Source organism: Streptomyces sp. NPDC002619, from assembly GCF_042889305.1.
Taxonomy (GTDB): domain Bacteria; phylum Actinomycetota; class Actinomycetes; order Streptomycetales; family Streptomycetaceae; genus Streptomyces.
Genome location: NZ_JBIAQV010000002.1, coordinates 224463 through 241336, shown reverse-complemented (window position 1 = coordinate 241336; position 16874 = coordinate 224463). Strand labels below are relative to the sequence as shown.

Genomic DNA, 16874 nt, shown 5'->3' with positions numbered 1-16874 from the left:
GCGTTGGCTTTTCAGTCATCTGGGCCGTAAAGCAGCCCCCACGTCCAAAACGCACCTGAAGTGAGCCTCCGAATGCGTCGTATCGCCATATCCGTGGCAGCATCCTCGATGGTCCTCTCGCTCGCCGGTTGCGGCGTCCTCAACGCGACGGGGGGGTCCGGCGACGCGAGCCCGACGAAGGGCAATGACGTCACGGTGGGGCTGCTGCTGCCCGAGACGGCGAACACGCGGTACGGCAAGTTCGACTACCCCATCATCAAGGACAAGGTCGCCGAACTCACCAGAAAGCAGGGCAAGGTCGAGTACGCCAACGCCGACGCGGACGCGGCGAAGCAGGCCGGCCAGATGCAGCAGATGATCGACGACCACGTCGACGTCATCCTGCTCGACGCGGTCGACGCGCACGCCATCGCCGGCCAGGTGAAGAAGGCCAAGGACGCGGGTATTCCGGTCATCGCCTACGACCGGCTGGCCGAGGGGCCGATCGACGCGTACATCTCCTTCGACAACGAACTCGTCGGCGAGGTGCAGGGCCGTACGCTGCTCGAGGGGCTCGGCGCGAACGCCGACACCTCCGACAAGATCGTCATGATGAACGGCTCGCCGACCGACCCCAACGCCAAGCAGTTCAAGGAGGGCGCCCTCTCCGAGCTGAACGGCAAGGTGACGATCGCGGCGAAGTTCGACACCAAGGACTGGAAGCCGGAGAACGCCGAGGCCAACATGACCCAGGCGATCAACTCCATCGGCAAGGACAACATCGCCGGCGTCTACTCCGCCAACGACGGCATGGCGGGCGGCATCATCAAGGCCCTCAAGGCCGCCGGCGTCACCACCCTGCCGCCGATCACCGGTCAGGACGCGGAGCTGGACGCGGTGCAGCGGATCGTCTCCGGCGAGCAGTACATGAGCGTGTACAAGTCCTACCCGGACGAGGCCCAGGCCGCCGCCGAGATGGCCGTCGCCAAGGTCCAGGGCAAGGACATCCAGTTCGACGCCCTCACCCGGGACAAGGTCGACAGCCCCACCACCAAGGGCATCCCGGCCCAGCTGGTGCAGGTGAGCGCGCTGACGAAGAGCACCATCAAGGACACGGTCGTCGCGGACGGGATCTACAAGGTCTCCGACATCTGCACGGCCAAGTACCAGGCCGCCTGCGACGCCCTCGGCCTCAAGTAGTCCGGTCCGCAGTATTAACTTCCGCCAGGCGCGAGTTCACGCCACCGGCGTGAACTCGCGCCGCCACCTCCGGCGGTCCGCCCGCCACGCTCCGTCGGGTTCCGGCCACTCCCGTCAGCTTGTTGCAAAAGGAAGGGCATGAGGCCAGGAGGAAGCGGGAAATAACGGCACTTTACGGCGGTCCTGGCGCGGGAAGCCGTGTTGCGGAGCCGGAATCGTCCGCGCATAGTTGCGCCACGGAAGTGGCAGCAACCGGGGGTGGAATGGGCGATGGCCGGGCACGGGACGCAGGAGCATCCCCACGGTGCCGACCGACTGTGCGAGGCCGGGGAGCGCGTGTACTCCCGGGCCGTATGCCGGGGACGGGTGCCGCGCACGGACGCCGGGCCGGTGCCCTGCCTGCTTGAACTGGCCCTGCTGCACCCCGACCCCGACGCCATGGACTGGCTGGTGCCGACCTCGCCGCAGGAGGTCATGACCCGGCTGCTGCGCGGGGTCTACGACGAGGTCAGCGAGAGCCAGCGGCGGGTGGGCTCGGCGGTCGCGGCCTTCGAGCGGTACGCGGGTCTCGGCCGCCGGCTCCAGGCCTCGGCGTCGGCTGCGGCGGAGGGCACGTCGATCCGGGTCCTGGACGGGCTGAGCCGGATCCAGGCGGCCATGGACGAGGCGACCGACGCCTGCACCAGCGAGGTGCTCACGGTGCAGCCCGGCGGCATCCGGCGGGAGGCCGAGCTCACCGAGGGCCTGCACCGGGCGCTGGCGTTGCGTGGCCGCGGCGTGCGGATGCGCGACCTGTACACGCACGTGGCCCGGCACGGCCAGGGGCTGCTCAACTACCTGGAGCTGATGGGCGACGCGGTCGAGGCCCGTACCCTCGACGAGGTCATCGACCGGCTGATCCTCTTCGACCGCACGGTGGCCTTCATCCCCGCGAACGCCGACCGCACGATGGCCCTCGAACTGCGCCACCCCGCACTCGTCGAGTATCTGGTGACGGTCTTCGAGCGGCTGTGGCGCCTCGCGATCCCGCTCACGGCCGCCCTTCCCGACACCGGCATCGAGGGCATCTCGCACCGCGAGCAGTCCATCGCGGCGCTCCTGGCGGAGGGGCATCAGGACGCGGTGATCGCCGAGCGGCTCGGCATCAGCGTGCGGACGTGCCGTGCCCACATCGCCCGGCTGTCGGAGACGCTCGGCGCGGCGAGCCGCACCCAACTGGGCGTGCGGATAGCACAGGTGGGCCTGGACGGGGCGCCGCGCGGCGCCGGGGAGACCGCGATCGGCATTCCCGACCAGGGGTCCCCGAGCGTGCGCTGAGCCGCAGAGCGCCTACTTAGGCCCGTCCTGGCCCAGGATCGCGGTGTCCTGGTTGAGGATCCCCGACTGGGCGATGAGATAGCCGAGTTGGGCCCGGCTGCCGCTGCCCAGGGCCTGCGCCAGTTTGGCTATGTGGGCACGGCATGTGCGCACGTTCATGCCCAGGCGGCGCGCTATGGCCTCGTCGACGTGGCCCTCGACGAGCAGCTTGGCTATGGAGTGCTGGATGTCGGTGATGCCGTCGCGGGCGTTCTCGTAGGGGCCGTCGTTGTTCAGGGGAACCGCTCGGGTCCACATGAACTCGAAGACCTTGATCAGATAGCGGACCAGGCCCGGTTGGCGCAGTTCCAGCGCGATCTGCTGGTCCTCGCTGATGGGGATGAAGGCCACGGTCTCGTCGCAGATGATCAGCCGCTCGACGAGTTCGTCGATGGTGCGGTACTCCGCCTTGCCGTCGGCGAAATAGGCGGAGTAGGCGAGCTTCCCGGGGCTGTGGCGGGCCGTGTGCTGGTACAGGGTGCGGATGCGGACGCCGCGGTCGATGAGGGGCCGGTCGCGCTCCAGGCCGCGCAGCACGCTCGCCTCGGACACGCGGTCGCTCGGCTGGACCGTGAGCACTTCCGTCTGGCACTGCTCGGTCGCCAGATTGAGCGCCGCGTTGATACGGTCGCCGCCCTCCAGGACGATGATGGAGTCGCTGGTCGTGGTCGCCTGAGTGCTGAGCGTGAGGAACGGCTGGAAGGCGTCGGCGAGTTCGGTCGACAGACGCCGGCGGTCGGTTATCTCGCGCTCGATCGGGGCCAGCTGGTGGGCGAGGGCGACGGCCGGGGGGACCGGGCGCAGCCAGTCCGGGTCGTCCGGATCCGGGTGGAGCAGCGGGAACTCCAGGAGGCACGGCGCGACCTCGGCATCCGCGCGGGCGACGCGACCGGCGCGTAGAGCTGTGGCATAAATGCGGCCACCGTCCTCACACAGTTCCGTCACCGCATGGGGATGTGTCGCTTTTATGCGATTCGTTGTCAAATCTCCACCCCCCAGGGTCCTGAACATGCAGGAACATGATGCACCGATTGTGTGGCCATGACGTGTCCGAATGAGCCATCGTCGTACTCGACGGGGGAAAGGGGACCTTTCAAGTGAGGACGAAGCCGATTATGCGTAGGAAAATGCTTCGCTCGGTGCTTGTCGCCGCCTTCTCTGCCGTTGTGGCCGTGGGTGCCTGGAGTGCCTTCTCCGGCGCGAACGGCGACGTTCGGGCGAACACCACGTGGCCCAGCATCTCGGCGACGACCACGGGTACGGACAACACGACGTGGCCGATCCCGCCGGCCGACGGAGCCGGGAGCTGACGTGAGCATCCCTCCCGACGACCGATCCTTCCGCCGTGAGATGGCGACCGCCTACCGCTCGGGCTGGCACTTCATCGACCTGGCCACCGCCATCCCCCACAGCGGTGACTCCTTGATGGTGACCGTGTTCGGTGAGCCGGTCGTCGTCACACGCGACGAGGACGAGGACGTACGGGCGTACCGGTGCCTACGGAAGCCGCGTGGGGCGCCGCAGCCCGTGCGCTGCACCATCCGGTACGGAATGATCTTTGTGAATCTGGACCAACGGGACCACCGGCTGGCTGAGCCGGAGATCTCCGACGTGCGAACCATCTCGGCCACCCCCCGCAGTGCCTGACGCGATTCCCCCGTTGTAACAGATCGCTCAGGTACTTCCCCCCCGCAGCGGCGTCACCGTGACCTGAACACGGTGACGCCGCTGCAGTTTTTGGGGATATTTCGGGGTATCGACGCGTTTTGACAGTGGCTGAAAGTTCATGGTGGCCAAAAGCGTGGCCGAAAGTCTTCAGCCCCTCCCCAGCGCCCGCTCCAGCTCGATCTCGATCACCACCCGGGACGGGTTGGGCGAAGGGTGCCTCTCGTAGCGCTCGGCGTAACGCCGTTCCGCTTCCGCGACCCGCGCCGGGTCCGTGCGGACGAAGGCGTGCCCCTCCAGGGTCGCCCAGCGCCGGCCGTCCACCTGGCAGACGGCGACGCGCGCACCCGCCTCTCCCGCCGCCAGCACGTGGGCCGCCTTCGCGCTCGCCTTGTTCGTGATGACCCGCGCCAGCCGCGCCTGCGGGTCGTACGTCACTCCGACGGGGACCACGTGCGGGCTGCCGTCCGGGCGGAGCGTCGTCAGGGTGCACAGGTGGCGTTCCCGCCAGAAGGCGAGGTACGACGCGTCCGGGGCGCCCGGGTCCAGCGAGTGTCTGCTCATGCCCCGGAAGCTAGCCCGAGATGGCCCCCTGCACCTACCTTGAGTGGAATAGACTCAACTTTGTGTACGTTGGTTGAAGCAGCACTGGGAGACGTGGCAGACAAGCCGACGCCGAGGAGGAGAACGCGAACGTGGACGCCGAGCTGACCAACAGGAGCCGGGACGCGATCAACGCGGCCAGCAACCGGGCCGTGACCGAGGGGCACGCGGACCTCACGCCAGCCCACCTTCTCCTGGCTCTGCTCCAGGGGCAGGAGAACGAGAACATCACTGATCTGCTCGCCGCCGTCGACGCCGACCAGGCCGCCGTGCGCGCCGGGACCGAGAAGGTGCTGGCCGGGCTGCCCAGCGTGACCGGGTCCACCGTCGCGCCGCCGCAGCCGGGGCGTGAGCTGCTCGCCGTCATCGCGGATGCGGCCGAGCGGGCCAAGGCGCTGGGGGACGAGTACCTTTCCACCGAGCACCTGCTGATCGGCATCGCCGCGAAGGGCGGCGCCGCCGGTGAGGTGCTGGCGCGGCAGGGGGCCAGTGCCAAGAAGCTTCAGGAGGCCTTCCAGAAGGCCAGGGGAGGACGCCGCGTGACCACCGCCGACCCCGAGGGCCAGTACAAGGCGCTCGAGAAGTTCGGCACCGACTTCACCGCCGCCGCGCGGGACGGGAAGCTCGACCCCGTCATCGGTCGGGACCAGGAGATCCGGCGGGTCGTGCAGGTGCTGTCCCGCCGTACGAAGAACAACCCGGTTCTCATCGGTGAGCCCGGCGTCGGCAAGACCGCCGTCGTCGAGGGGCTCGCCCAGCGGATCGTGAAGGGCGACGTGCCCGAGTCCCTCAAGGACAAGCGGCTTGTCGCCCTGGACCTCGGCGCGATGGTGGCCGGGGCCAAGTACCGCGGTGAGTTCGAGGAGCGGCTGAAGGCCGTCCTCGCGGAGATCAAGGACTCCGACGGGCAGATCATCACCTTCATCGACGAGCTGCACACCGTCGTCGGCGCGGGTGCCGGCGGCGACTCCGCCATGGACGCGGGCAACATGCTCAAGCCGATGCTCGCGCGCGGCGAACTGCGCATGGTCGGCGCCACGACGCTCGACGAGTACCGCGAGCACATCGAGAAGGACCCGGCGCTGGAGCGGCGCTTCCAGCAGGTGCTGGTCGCCGAGCCGAGCGTCGAGGACTCCATCGCGATCCTGCGCGGGCTGAAGGGCCGCTACGAGGCCCACCACAAGGTGCAGATCGCGGACAGCGCGCTCGTCGCGGCCGCGACCCTCTCCGACCGCTACATCACCTCCCGCTTCCTGCCCGACAAGGCCATCGACCTCGTCGACGAGGCGGCCTCCCGTCTGCGCATGGAGATCGACTCGTCGCCCGTCGAGATCGACGAACTCCAGCGCGCCGTGGACCGGTTGAAGATGGAGGAGCTGGCCCTCAGCAAGGAGACCGACGCCGCCTCCCGCGAGCGCCTGGAGAAGCTGCGCCGCGACCTCGCCGACAAGGAGGAGGAGCTGCGCGGCCTCAACGCCCGTTGGGAGAAGGAGAAGCAGTCCCTCAACCGGGTCGGCGAGCTGAAGGAGAAGCTCGACGAACTGCGCGGCCAGGCCGAACGCGCCCAGCGCGACGGCGACTTCGACTCCGCGTCCAAGCTGCTGTACGGCGAGATCCCGCAGCTCGAGCGGGACCTGGAGGCCGCCTCGGAGGCCGAGGAGGAGGTCGCCCGGGACACCATGGTCAAGGAGGAGGTCGGCCCGGACGACATCGCCGACGTCGTCGCCGCCTGGACCGGCATCCCCGCCGGGCGTCTGTTGGAGGGCGAGACGCAGAAGCTGCTGCGGATGGAGGACGAGCTGGGCCGCCGGCTCATCGGCCAGACCGAGGCCGTACGGGCCGTGTCCGACGCGGTGCGCCGCAGCCGGGCCGGTATCGCCGACCCCGACCGCCCGACCGGGTCCTTCCTTTTCCTCGGCCCGACGGGTGTCGGCAAGACCGAACTCGCCAAGGCGCTCGCCGACTTCCTCTTCGACGACGAGCGGGCCATGGTCCGCATCGACATGTCGGAGTACGGAGAGAAGCACAGCGTGGCCCGACTGGTCGGCGCGCCTCCCGGCTACGTCGGCTACGAGGAGGGCGGCCAGCTGACGGAGGCGGTGCGCCGTCGGCCGTACAGCGTGGTGCTGCTCGACGAGGTGGAGAAGGCGCACCCCGAGGTCTTCGACATCCTTCTCCAGGTGCTGGACGACGGCCGCCTGACGGACGGGCAGGGCCGCACGGTCGACTTCCGCAACACGATCCTGGTCCTCACCTCCAACCTGGGCAGCCAGTTCCTGGTGGAGCCGCTGACCAGTGAGCACGAGAAGAAGGAGCAGGTGCTGGAGGTCGTCCGCTCCTCCTTCAAGCCGGAGTTCCTCAACCGGCTCGACGACCTGGTCGTCTTCTCCGCCCTGAACCAGGAGGAGCTGGCCCGGATCGCCCGCCTCCAGATCGACCGCCTGGCCAAGCGCCTGGCCGAACGGCGCCTCACCCTGGAGGTCACCCCGGAGGCCCTTGCCTGGCTCGCCGAGGAGGGCAACGACCCGGCGTACGGCGCCCGCCCGCTGCGCCGCCTGGTCCAGACCGCTATCGGCGACCGCCTCGCCAAGGAGATCCTCTCCGGCGAGGTCAAGGACGGCGACACGGTCCGAGTGGACGCGTTCGGGGAAGGGCTGATCGTGGGGCCGGCCACCGGCAAGACGCTCTGACCTGACGGGTCCAGCACGTACGACGGCCCGCCCCGCGTCCCCGGGGGCGGGCCGTCGTACGTGCGGTCGTCAGACGGTGAATGCCGAGAAGCGCACCAGCGCGGTCGTGGCGTCCACGTACGTCACGTTCACCGTCACCGCGTCGGCGTCGGCGCCGGGCGGGGGCGGCGCCTCCGACGAGTTCAGATTCAGACAGAGGCCGGCTCCGTGGTCGCAGAACTCGGTACCGGGCTGCGGGCCCCCGGGATAGGTGTCCGTCAGCCACTTCCGTACGTCCGCCCGCGGCATCCGGAACTCCGCGTGATAACTCGTGTCCAGCCAGGTCTGCACCGTGCACTGCCCGCCGTACGCCCCGTCGGGCAGCTTCGCCCCGCCGAACTCCAGTGCCTCGGCGCACGGGACCTGCTCCGGCTCCCCGCCCAGTGGATAGTCCGAGGTCATGAACCTGATCACCACCGCGGTCAGCCCGGCCACGATCAGCATCGGCAACGCCATGACCGCCGCGAACAGCCCCCATCTGGTCCGGCCCCGGCCCACCGACCCGGCTGCCATACCGCCCCGCGCTCCCGCCATCGCGCCCCCGTCCGCCCACCGGAACGTCGTCCACCGGCCAGATCATGTCAGCCGAGAGCCGACAGGCCACGACGGGGCTTGCCACCCCCCTCCCCGCATGGGGGAGGATGGCGGAATCCGTACGAAGGGAAAAACACGGTGAGCATCGACCCGTCCTCGATTCCGAACTTCGGGGGCCAGCCCGAGCCGCAGCCCCAAGGACCGGCGGGCCCCGTCGTCCCGGATCAGGATCTTGTGAAGCAGCTCCTCGACCAGATGGAGCTCAAGTACGTCGTCGACGAAGAGGGAGACCTCGCGGCGCCGTGGGAGCAGTTCCGTACGTACTTCATGTTCCGCGGGGAGGCCGAACAGGCGGTCTTCTCGGTGCGGACCTTCTACGACCGTCCCCACAAGATCGACGAGAAGCCGCTGCTCCTCGAATCGATCGACGACTGGAACCGGCGCACCCTGTGGCCCAAGGTGTACAGCCACACCCACGACGACGGCACTGTCCGCCTCATCGGTGAGGCGCAGATGCTGATCGGCACCGGCGTCGACCTCAACCACTTCGTCTCGTCCACGGTCAGCTGGGTGCGCGCCGCGATCGAGTTCGACAAGTGGCTCGTCGAGCAGCTGGGCATCGAGCAGGAGGTCAACGAGGCCGACAAGCCCGAGGACGACGAGGAGTAGTCACTCCCGTCCTCCTACAGAGGCGTGTGCGCGAGCACGACCAGATACGCGCCGTACACGAAGGAGAGCCCGGCCAGGGCGCTGACCACCACGGTGGCGTGCCACGGCCGGGCTCTCGCCGTCCGCACCAGCGCCCGGGCCAGTGGCAGCAGCAGCGGGAACGCGGGCAGCAGGAAGCGAGGCTTGGACTCGAAGAAGCCCGAGCCGCCGAGTGCGATGAGCAGCAGGACTCCGCTGTAGACCAGGAGCGGCAGCGGGGGCCGGTCGGCGAGCAGGAGCGCGTAGAGCAGGACGGCCGCCGCGACGATCACCATGGACATCGGAAACACGAACCGGTTGCCGTGCAGCAGCATCTGGCGCACGAAGTGCAGCGAGCCGTGCCCGAGGTCGAACCGCGACCCCCACAGCCGCTGCACCTCGAAATAGCCGCCCAGCAGATCGCCCTTGCGCCGGCCGACCCACAGCACGTACGCCGTCCACCCGAGCGGCGCGAGCACGGTGCCCGTCCACAGTCTGTGGGAAACCCGCCCGCGCCGCCGCCACGCCTCGCACGCCGCCGCGGCCAGCACGGCGGCGGCCACCGCGAAGCCATTGGGCCGGGACAGCCCGGCGAGCGCGGCCAGCAAGCCCGCCCACAGCCAGTTCCCGCACAGCACCGCGTACAGCGACCAGGCGGCGAAGGCGGTGAGCACGGGTTCTGTGTACGCCATCGACAGCACGACGGAGTGCGGCAGCAGCCCCCACAGCAGCACGAGTGCGGTGCCGGTGCCCCGGCCGTACAGCCGGGCCCCCACCGCGTAGATCCCGCACGCGGCGACGCCGGCCGCGGCCCAGGACACGATCAGGCCCGCGGCGCCGCCGCCGAGCGGGGTCAGCGCCGTCACGACCCTCACCAGCCCCGGATAGAGCGGGAAGAACGCCAGGTCGCTGTGGATGACGGTGGGCCGGAAGTGCAGGCTGCGGCCGTATCCGTGCGCGGCGATGCCCAGGTACCAGGCCGAGTCCCAGGACCGCCCGAGCAGCAAGAGCGGCTGCCTGCCCGTGGCCCAGGCGACCAGGGCGACCACGACTACCCCGGCGAGCCGGGCGGCGGCGAACATCCCGAGCGCGGCCCCACCGGTGGCGGCGAGCGACAGCCGCGGCCGGACCCGTTCCCGGGGGCCGGGCTGCTGCGTGACGGCGGGCGGACCGAGAGTGGTACTGGCGTGGGTCACATTTCCGCACCCTGCAATGGCGAGGCCGGGTCCGCGACCGCTGGACGCCTGACGGGGTACGGTTCCGCGCCATTCGGCGTGGCGACGTGGCAGAAGGGGGCAGGCCCTGAAAAGGCCCCGGCTCTAGAGGCGCCGCAGCCGATCGACCGCCTCCGCGAGCACTTCCTCCCTCTTGCAGAACGCGAACCTGACGAACGGCGCGCCGGCCTCCCTGTCGTCGTAGAAGACCGCGTTCGGGATGGCCACCACGCCCGCGCGTTCCGGCAGGGAGCGGCAGAAGGCGAAGCCGTCCTTCTCGCCCAGCGGGCGTACGTCCGTGGTGATGAAGTACGTGCCGGCCGGGCGGAAGACCTCGAAGCCCGCCTCCGCGAGGCCCGTCGCCAGCAGGTCCCGCTTGGCCAGCATCTGCGCGCGGAAGGAGTCGAAGTAGGAGTCGGGCAGCGCCAGCGCCGCGGCCACGGCGTACTGGAACGGGCCGGACGCCACGTACGTCAGGAACTGCTTCACCGACCGCACGGCGGCCACCAGTTCCGGCGTCCCCGTCACCCAGCCCACCTTCCAACCGGTGAACGAGAAGGTCTTCCCGGCCGAGCCGATCGTGACCGTGCGTTCGCGCATCCCGGGGAACGTGGCCAGCGGCAGATGCTCGGCGTCGTCGAAGACCAGGTGCTCGTACACCTCGTCCGTCACGACCAGCAGATCCCGCTCCACCGCCAGCTCGGCGACCGCCGCCAGCTCCTCACGGGTGAGCACCGCCCCGGTCGGATTGTGCGGCGTGTTGACGAGCAGCAGCCGCGTCCGGTCCGTCACCGCGGCCCGCAGCTCATCGAGATCGAGCCGGAAACGGCCGCCGTCCGGGCGCAGCGTCACCGGCACGCGCGTGCCGCCCGCCATGGCGATACCGGCCGCGTACGAGTCGTAGTACGGCTCGAACGCGATCACCTCGTCACCCGGCTCGAGGAGCGCCAGCAGCGCCGCCGCGATCGCCTCCGTCGCCCCTGCCGTCACGAGCACTTCGGTGTCCGGGTCGTACGACAGCCCGTAGCGGCGCAGTTGGTGCGCCGCGATCGCCGTACGCAGCTCGGGCACGCCCGGGCCCGGCGGGTACTGGTTGCCGTGTCCGTCGCGCAGCGCCCGTACGGCCGCCTCCCTGATCTCCTCGGGGCCGTCCGTGTCGGGGAACCCCTGGCCGAGGTTGATCGACCCGGTCCGTACGGCCAGGGCCGACATCTCGGCGAAGATCGTCGTCCCGAACTCGGCGAGCCGGCGGTTGAGGAGAGGGCGTGCGCTGGAGGTCATGCCGGTCATCCTGCGCCCAAGCTCTGGAGTTCCTCAACTTACGTTCGGGGATGAGGACATGCGGCGGTACCCAGGCCACAGCCTCTGAACAGCGGGAGAACCGTCATTGCCCGTCGCTGCCTGTCGTTGCTGGTCACCCTCGGACGGCCCACAGACGGCCGGCCCAGGGCCCGGAAGAGCCTCTAGCGCTAGCGGGAGGGACCGCTAGCGGCCAAAATCCCAGGTGACCAGCACGTTAGCGGATAGCGGGCCGTCTTGGCAGATCCCGAATCCGGTCCGTTGGGCGCCTCCGAGAGAGGCGTGGCCGGGTCGCTATCGGGCCGGGCCGCGCCGTGGCCGGCCGCCGTCCCGCCGTGCGGCGAGAGCAAGAAGGAGCGGCCTCGGCCGCGCGTCCCGACGCCCCATCGCCTAGGGGCAGACGCGCCGGATCAGGGTGACCCTGCTGCGCCTACGCCTGCGGCAGTGTCTCCCCCTGCACCGCCTGGATGTCCAGTTCGACCTTGAGAGTCGTACCGACCAAGGCGATGCCGGCCTGGACCATCTGGTTGTAGTTCATCGCGAAGTCCTCCCGCCGCAGTTCCGTCGTCGCACGGAAGGCCGCTCGGGTGCCGCCCCACGGGTCGGAGCCGGTGCTGAGGTAGGCGAGGTCCAGGTTGACCGGTCGTACGACACCACGCATGGTCAGCTCACCGTGGACCGTCCAGCGGTCGGCGCCGGACGCGGTCAGGCCCGTCGAGCGGTAGGTGATCTCCGGGTACTTGTCGATGTCCAGGAAGTCGGCCGACCGCAGGTGGGTGTCGCGCGTACCGTTGCCGGTGTCGATGGACGCGGCGCGGATGACGGCCTCGACGCGGGACTTCGCCACGTCGTCCGGGGCGATCTCGATGCGCCCGGTGAACTCCGTGAACCGGCCGTGCACGCTGGAGATCCCCAGATGCTGAGCGACCGCGCCCACGGAGGAGTGCGCCGGGTCGATGGTCCACGGCCCGGGCGGCGGCAGCTCGGTGCCGCCCTGCCGGGCCAGCGCCACGGTGCCGATCTCGGCCCGACCACTCGCCGTGACGATTGCGCTGGAGGCGGCGGGCGCGTACCCGACCGCGGTCACGAGCACGGTGTACGCGCCGAGGGTCAGCGCGGTCGTATCCCGTACGACCCCGTCCCCGTCGGCCTCGGCGCGCACCACCTGGGTACCGGTCATGTCGGTCACGGTGACTACCGCGTGCGACACGGCCCATCCGTCCCGCGTACGGATCCGTGCGGTCAGTCCCATCGTGTGGTCTCCATCTAAATCCTTGAATATCCCCGTATAAGGTTAAAAAAATCCGGCCCGCGGGGCGCACCTCCGCTCAGAGCGCGCCCCCACGAGCCGGTCCGACTACTCGCCCGGGTAGGCCAGTTCGATGTCGTGGTCGTCGACGCCGCGGCCGCTCACCATCACCGCCGCCGCCATCGGCGGGTAGCCCATCGCGATGACCGTGTACTCGTCGCTGTTCAGGTCGGTGAAGGCGTACGCCCCGTCCGCGCCGGTCCTGGCCGTGCCGACCACGTTGCCCGCCCCGTCCACCAGCGTCACGCGGGCGTCCGTGAGGGGGCCGTGCGGGGCCCGTACGACACCCTGCACCTGGGCGCCGGAGTCGAGATCGATCTCGATCCGGGTCACTCCGGTGGCGCCGACCTCCACGGGCAGCGCCCGCGGCCGGTGCCCGGCGGCGTTCACCGCGAGGATCACGGAGCCAGGCACCAGTTCGGCGAAGGAGAACTCGCCATGCTCGCCCGTGGTGGCGGTGGCCAGCAGATCGCCGCGGACGTCCGTGACGATCACCATCGCGTCCTTGACCGGCAGCACGGTCTCGGCGGCCCGGACGACACCGCTCAGGCCGCTGGTGCCGCTGAGCAGGATGTCGTACGCCACCGGCTCCTTGTGCACGAGGACCGTCGAGGCCTGCGGCTGGTAGCCGTCGGCGGAGGCGACCAGGAAGTAGCTGCCGGTGCCCGGCGCGTCCATGGCGTAGGAACCGTCGGCCTTTGTGACCGACCGGCCCAACTGCCGTCCCCCGAGTGAGATCAGTGTGACGGCCGCCCGCGCGACCGGCGCGCTCCCCGCGCCACGGACGAAGCCGCGGACAGGGACACCGCCGCCGCTTTCTCCGGCAGAGGTGGGCGGGGTCAGGGTGGCGACCGTGGCCAGCTTCTGCGTGCCGTCGGGGGCGACCTCGGTGCTCGCCACCGCCCAGCTCGGGACCTTCTCCTCGGCGGGGGCGGAAGCCCCGGCGGCGGCATGACGGGCGCGGCGGCCGGGGATCGCGAGGGTGACCAGGGCGGCCAGGAGGGCGCCGGCGCCGGCGATGACGAAGCTGGTGCGGAAGGCGTTCTGGGTCGGGATGATGGCAGGGCCGAGGTGGGTGGTCATGTGGGCCAGGACCACGCCGACGACGGCGGCGGAGGAGGAGGAGCCGATGGAGCGGAACAGGGTGTTGAGCCCGTTGGCCGCGGCGGTCTCCGTGACCGGTACGGCGCCCATGATGAGGGCGGGCATGGCCCCGTACGCGATGCCGACGCCCGCGCCGACGATGATGGAGAAGATGAGCACGCCCCAGGTGTGGGCCATGAGCAGCAGGCCCACTACGTAGCCGACGCAGATCACCAGGGAGCCGATGAGCAGCGTGACCTTGGCTCCGCGCGCGGCCGAGATGCGCGCGCCGAGCGGCGCGACGGCCATCATCGCAAGGCCCGAGGGGACCAGCCACAGTCCGGCGCTGGTCAGGGACTGGCCCAGGCCGTAACCGCTGGCCGTGGGCAGTTCCAGCACCTGCGGGGCTATCAGGGCCATCGCGTACGTGGCGAAGCCGACCACCACGGACGCCAGGTTGGTCATCAGCACCTGGCGGCGGGCCGTGGTGCGCAGGTCCACCAGCGGGTCGGTGGTCCGAAGCTCCCACCAGCCCCAGAGGAGCAGTACGACCACGGAGGCGACCAGCAGACCCAGCGTGCGGCCGGTTGCCCAGCCCCAGTCGCCACCCTTGGAGATCGGCAGCAGCAGGCACACCAGGCCGATGCTCAGGCCCAGGGCGCCGACGACGTCGAACCGTCCGTGGGCGGTCCGCGGGGGACTGGGGACGAACAGCACGAGGAGGGCGGCGACGATCACGCCGAGGCCGGCCGAGCCCCAGTACAGGACATGCCAGTCGGTGTGCTGCGCGACTACCGCCGCCAGCGGCAGCCCCAGCGCACCGCCGACACCGAGCGAGGAGCTCATCATCCCCACGGCGGAGCCGAGTTTCTGCGGCGGCAGCACGTCCCGCATGATGCTGATGCCGAGCGGGATCAGGCCCACGCCCATGCCCTGCAGGGCGCGGCCGGCGACCTGCGGAACCAGGCTGCTGGTGAGCGCGCATATCAGCGAGCCGAGCACCAGGAGCAGGGTGCTGGCGACCATCACACGCCGCTTGCCGTAGAGGTCGCCGAGCCGGCCGGCCACGGGGGTGGCCACCGCGCCGGCGAGCAGCGTCGCCGTGACCACCCAGGAGGCGTTGGAGGCGCTGGTGTGGAGCAGGGTGGGAAGTTCGGGGATCAGCGGGACCACGAGGGTCTGCATCAGCGAGACCATGATGCCGGCGCCGGCCAGTACGCCGACCACGGCGCCGTCGCGCCGTGGGGCAGTCGCAGAAGTCACAGGGGTTCTCCGGAGGTTCGGGTGGCGGTCGCGTACGCGACGGCCGGGGTGAGGGTGCGGCCGGCATCGGCTGGTACCGGTCCTGGCGCTCGTGCTGGGGTGCCGGTGTCGATGTGCACGGTACACATAATATGCACACTACACATACGGCAACTCGGGCGATACGGTGGTGCTGATGAGCGAGAAAGACAGGCAGCAGGGGAAACGGGCGCGGATCGCCGGACTGGCGCGCGAGCTGATGCTGCTCGGCCGACACGGGGTACTCAAATACCCTCACGGCGAGGCTCCCGCGCCGGACGCCCGTCTGGAGCGATCCGCCTACCTCCTGCTCAGCCGGATCGAGCGCGAAGGCCCGCTGTCAATCGGCCAGTTGGCGGACGCCTTCGGCCTGGACACCTCGACCGTCAACCGGCAGACGGCCGCGATGCTCCGCGCGGGACTCGCCGAACGCATCCCCGACCCGGACGGCGGCGTGGCCCGCAAACTGCGGATCACCGCTGAGGGCGAGCGCAGGATGCGCGCCTACGGGGCTTGGGTGCTCGACGGCCTCGACGATCTGCTCGCCGACTGGACCCCGGAGGAGGTCACCGCCTTCTGTAACGCCCTGGTCCGGTTCAACGAGGCGATCGAGCACAAGGAGGAACGTCCCTGGCCCCGCTAGGGCTAGTGTCCTGCGCCAGAAATGACGAGATGCCCGCAACATCTACGCGGACGTTCAGGCGGTCCTCTCCGCCGCGGTCGATGACGGGCTACTGTCCCGTAACCCGTGCTCCGCGCGGACCGTGATGCGGCCCAAGCCCGACTCTCAGCCAGTGGTCCCGTGGGCGCCCGCTCAGGTGTTTGCCGTTCGAGCGGCGCTCTTGGAGCGGTACCGCGCGATGGTCGACGTCGGAGCCGGTGCGGTCTGCGGCAGGGCGAGGTGTTCGGGCCGGCCGAAGACGCTATCGCCTATGCCTCCGCCTTGCTGGATGCGGGTGAGAACATCAAGGCCGTCAGCGAGTACATGGGGCATGCCGACCCGGCGCTGACGCTGCGGGTATACGCCCACCTGATGCCCGACAGCCGCGAGCGTGCCCGTCGTGCCATCGATTCCGTGTTTCAGCGCATCTCTCAGGAAGATCACGGCCCGCAGACGGCCCAGTGAGACTCAGACGACCCCTGACCTGCCCTTCTGTGCAGGTCAGGGGCCTTTTTCTTGGGAGAACCCTCTGAAGTTCCTCAACTCTGCTTTGGGCCCCGGTACGGCAGGGCATTCCACGTGCACGCGACAAGCGAGGCGCCCACGGGGGGCCGCTTCGGGGGAACGAAGGGAGGGTGGCGCCATGGTCTTCGGCATCATCCTGGCGGTGATCGCGGTCCTGTTCATCGGGGCCGTGGTGAGCGCGGCGCGCAAGGACAGGCGCAAGGTCGTACTGAACAAGCGCGGCCGGAACAGGCGCTCCGGCGGCAGCGACAGCAGTTGGTGGGCGGCGGGCGGAGCCGCGGGAGCCGGCTCGTCGTGCAGCTCGTCCTCGGGCGGGCACGGGGGACACGGCGGGCACAGTGGGCACTCCTGCGGGGGCGGCCACTCGTGCGGCGGCGGCTCGTCCTGCGGCGGGGGTTCGTCGTGCGGCGGCGGGGGCGGATGCGGCGGAGGCAGCTGACACGGGGCAGCTGAGCTCCACACAGGGGGAGTCGTATCCGGGCCGTACAACGGGCGCCCGCCGGTCATGACATCCGGCGGGCGCTCGCCCGTAAGGGGCACGCGCCGGGCGCACGCTGTTGTTGAACATTTGAGCTGAGTAGCCCTCTGAGGGATGGAAACCCTATGAAGTTGGGTAAAAACGCTGTGGCGGCGCCACTGTTCATGATTCCCTCTAAATCACCAACGCAGCCCCTCGGACGTCCTGAGACACCTACTCCCCGCCTGGGCCGGCGGGGTTGACCGGGCTGACGTGGCCGATCGCCCGGTGT

At 70.0% G+C, this 16874-nt stretch carries 14 protein-coding genes and 1 pseudogene; 8 read left to right on the top strand and 7 right to left on the bottom strand.

The genetic code is table 11. From position 1 onward, the window contains the following. Window positions 1-72 precede the first annotated feature (72 nt). Together ACFYXB_RS05220 and ACFYXB_RS05215 are read left to right on the top strand one after the other, a co-directional pair. A complete protein-coding gene (locus ACFYXB_RS05220; protein ID WP_389577895.1) occupies window positions 73-1179 on the top strand; it encodes a sugar ABC transporter substrate-binding protein in 1107 nt (368 codons plus the stop codon). A gap of 270 nt (window positions 1180-1449) precedes the next feature. Next, a complete protein-coding gene (locus ACFYXB_RS05215; protein WP_389577892.1) occupies window positions 1450-2496 on the top strand; it encodes a LuxR C-terminal-related transcriptional regulator in 1047 nt (348 codons plus the stop codon). A 12-nt stretch (window positions 2497-2508) separates the two neighbouring features. Here ACFYXB_RS05215 and ACFYXB_RS05210 read toward each other — a convergent pair whose 3' ends face one another. Beyond that, the gene (locus tag ACFYXB_RS05210; RefSeq protein ID WP_389577889.1) at window positions 2509-3546 is read right to left on the bottom strand and encodes a helix-turn-helix transcriptional regulator; all 1038 of its coding nucleotides are present in this window, start codon (window positions 3544-3546) and stop codon (window positions 2509-2511) included. 339 nt (window positions 3547-3885) lie between these two features. On the opposite strand from ACFYXB_RS05210, the gene ACFYXB_RS05205 reads away from it, so the two are divergent. After that, window positions 3886-4182, top strand: a complete 297-nt coding sequence (locus ACFYXB_RS05205) for a (2Fe-2S)-binding protein (RefSeq protein WP_389578635.1) — start codon at window positions 3886-3888, stop codon at window positions 4180-4182. A 168-nt stretch (window positions 4183-4350) separates the two neighbouring features. On the opposite strand, the gene ACFYXB_RS05200 is transcribed toward ACFYXB_RS05205, so the two are convergent. Then, window positions 4351-4764 (bottom strand): pyridoxamine 5'-phosphate oxidase family protein, encoded by a 414-nt coding sequence (locus ACFYXB_RS05200; RefSeq protein ID WP_389577887.1) that lies wholly within the window; start codon window positions 4762-4764, stop codon window positions 4351-4353. 131 nt (window positions 4765-4895) lie between these two features. On the opposite strand from ACFYXB_RS05200, the gene clpB reads away from it, so the two are divergent. Further along, entirely contained in the window at window positions 4896-7493 is a 2598-nt protein-coding gene (clpB, locus tag ACFYXB_RS05195) for an ATP-dependent chaperone ClpB (RefSeq protein ID WP_389577884.1), read from the top strand. A gap of 69 nt (window positions 7494-7562) precedes the next feature. On the opposite strand, the gene ACFYXB_RS05190 is transcribed toward clpB, so the two are convergent. Continuing rightward, window positions 7563-8045 carry a hypothetical protein gene (locus ACFYXB_RS05190; RefSeq protein WP_389577881.1) on the bottom strand — a complete coding sequence of 161 codons (483 nt, stop codon included), beginning with the start codon at window positions 8043-8045 and terminating at the stop codon, window positions 7563-7565. A gap of 159 nt (window positions 8046-8204) precedes the next feature. On the opposite strand from ACFYXB_RS05190, the gene ACFYXB_RS05185 reads away from it, so the two are divergent. Next, on the top strand, window positions 8205-8735 hold the full coding sequence (locus ACFYXB_RS05185) for a YbjN domain-containing protein (protein WP_351359633.1): 531 nt from the start codon (window positions 8205-8207) through the stop codon (window positions 8733-8735). A 14-nt stretch (window positions 8736-8749) separates the two neighbouring features. Here ACFYXB_RS05185 and ACFYXB_RS05180 read toward each other — a convergent pair whose 3' ends face one another. From ACFYXB_RS05180 to ACFYXB_RS05165, 4 genes are all read right to left on the bottom strand, one after another. Further along, entirely contained in the window at window positions 8750-9949 is a 1200-nt protein-coding gene (locus ACFYXB_RS05180; protein WP_389577878.1) for a hypothetical protein, read from the bottom strand. Window positions 9950-10072: 123 nt separating this feature from the next. Next, the gene (locus tag ACFYXB_RS05175; protein ID WP_389577876.1) at window positions 10073-11257 is read right to left on the bottom strand and encodes a pyridoxal phosphate-dependent aminotransferase; all 1185 of its coding nucleotides are present in this window, start codon (window positions 11255-11257) and stop codon (window positions 10073-10075) included. Between the two features lie 439 nt (window positions 11258-11696). Next, window positions 11697-12518 carry a YceI family protein gene (locus ACFYXB_RS05170; protein ID WP_389577874.1) on the bottom strand — a complete coding sequence of 274 codons (822 nt, stop codon included), beginning with the start codon at window positions 12516-12518 and terminating at the stop codon, window positions 11697-11699. A 105-nt stretch (window positions 12519-12623) separates the two neighbouring features. Further along, window positions 12624-14921 (bottom strand): MFS transporter, encoded by a 2298-nt coding sequence (locus ACFYXB_RS05165; RefSeq protein ID WP_389577871.1) that lies wholly within the window; start codon window positions 14919-14921, stop codon window positions 12624-12626. Between the two features lie 175 nt (window positions 14922-15096). On the opposite strand from ACFYXB_RS05165, the gene ACFYXB_RS05160 reads away from it, so the two are divergent. From ACFYXB_RS05160 to ACFYXB_RS05150, 3 genes and pseudogenes are all read left to right on the top strand, one after another. Continuing rightward, window positions 15097-15582, top strand: coding sequence for a MarR family winged helix-turn-helix transcriptional regulator (locus tag ACFYXB_RS05160; protein WP_389577868.1), 486 nt, complete (start codon window positions 15097-15099; stop codon window positions 15580-15582). Between the two features lie 31 nt (window positions 15583-15613). Further along, window positions 15614-16065 (top strand): annotated as a pseudogene (locus ACFYXB_RS05155) (hypothetical protein); the annotation flags it as partial. Between the two features lie 178 nt (window positions 16066-16243). Then, a complete protein-coding gene (locus tag ACFYXB_RS05150) occupies window positions 16244-16564 on the top strand; it encodes a hypothetical protein (protein WP_389577865.1) in 321 nt (106 codons plus the stop codon). The last annotated feature ends 310 nt before the right edge of the window (window positions 16565-16874 follow it).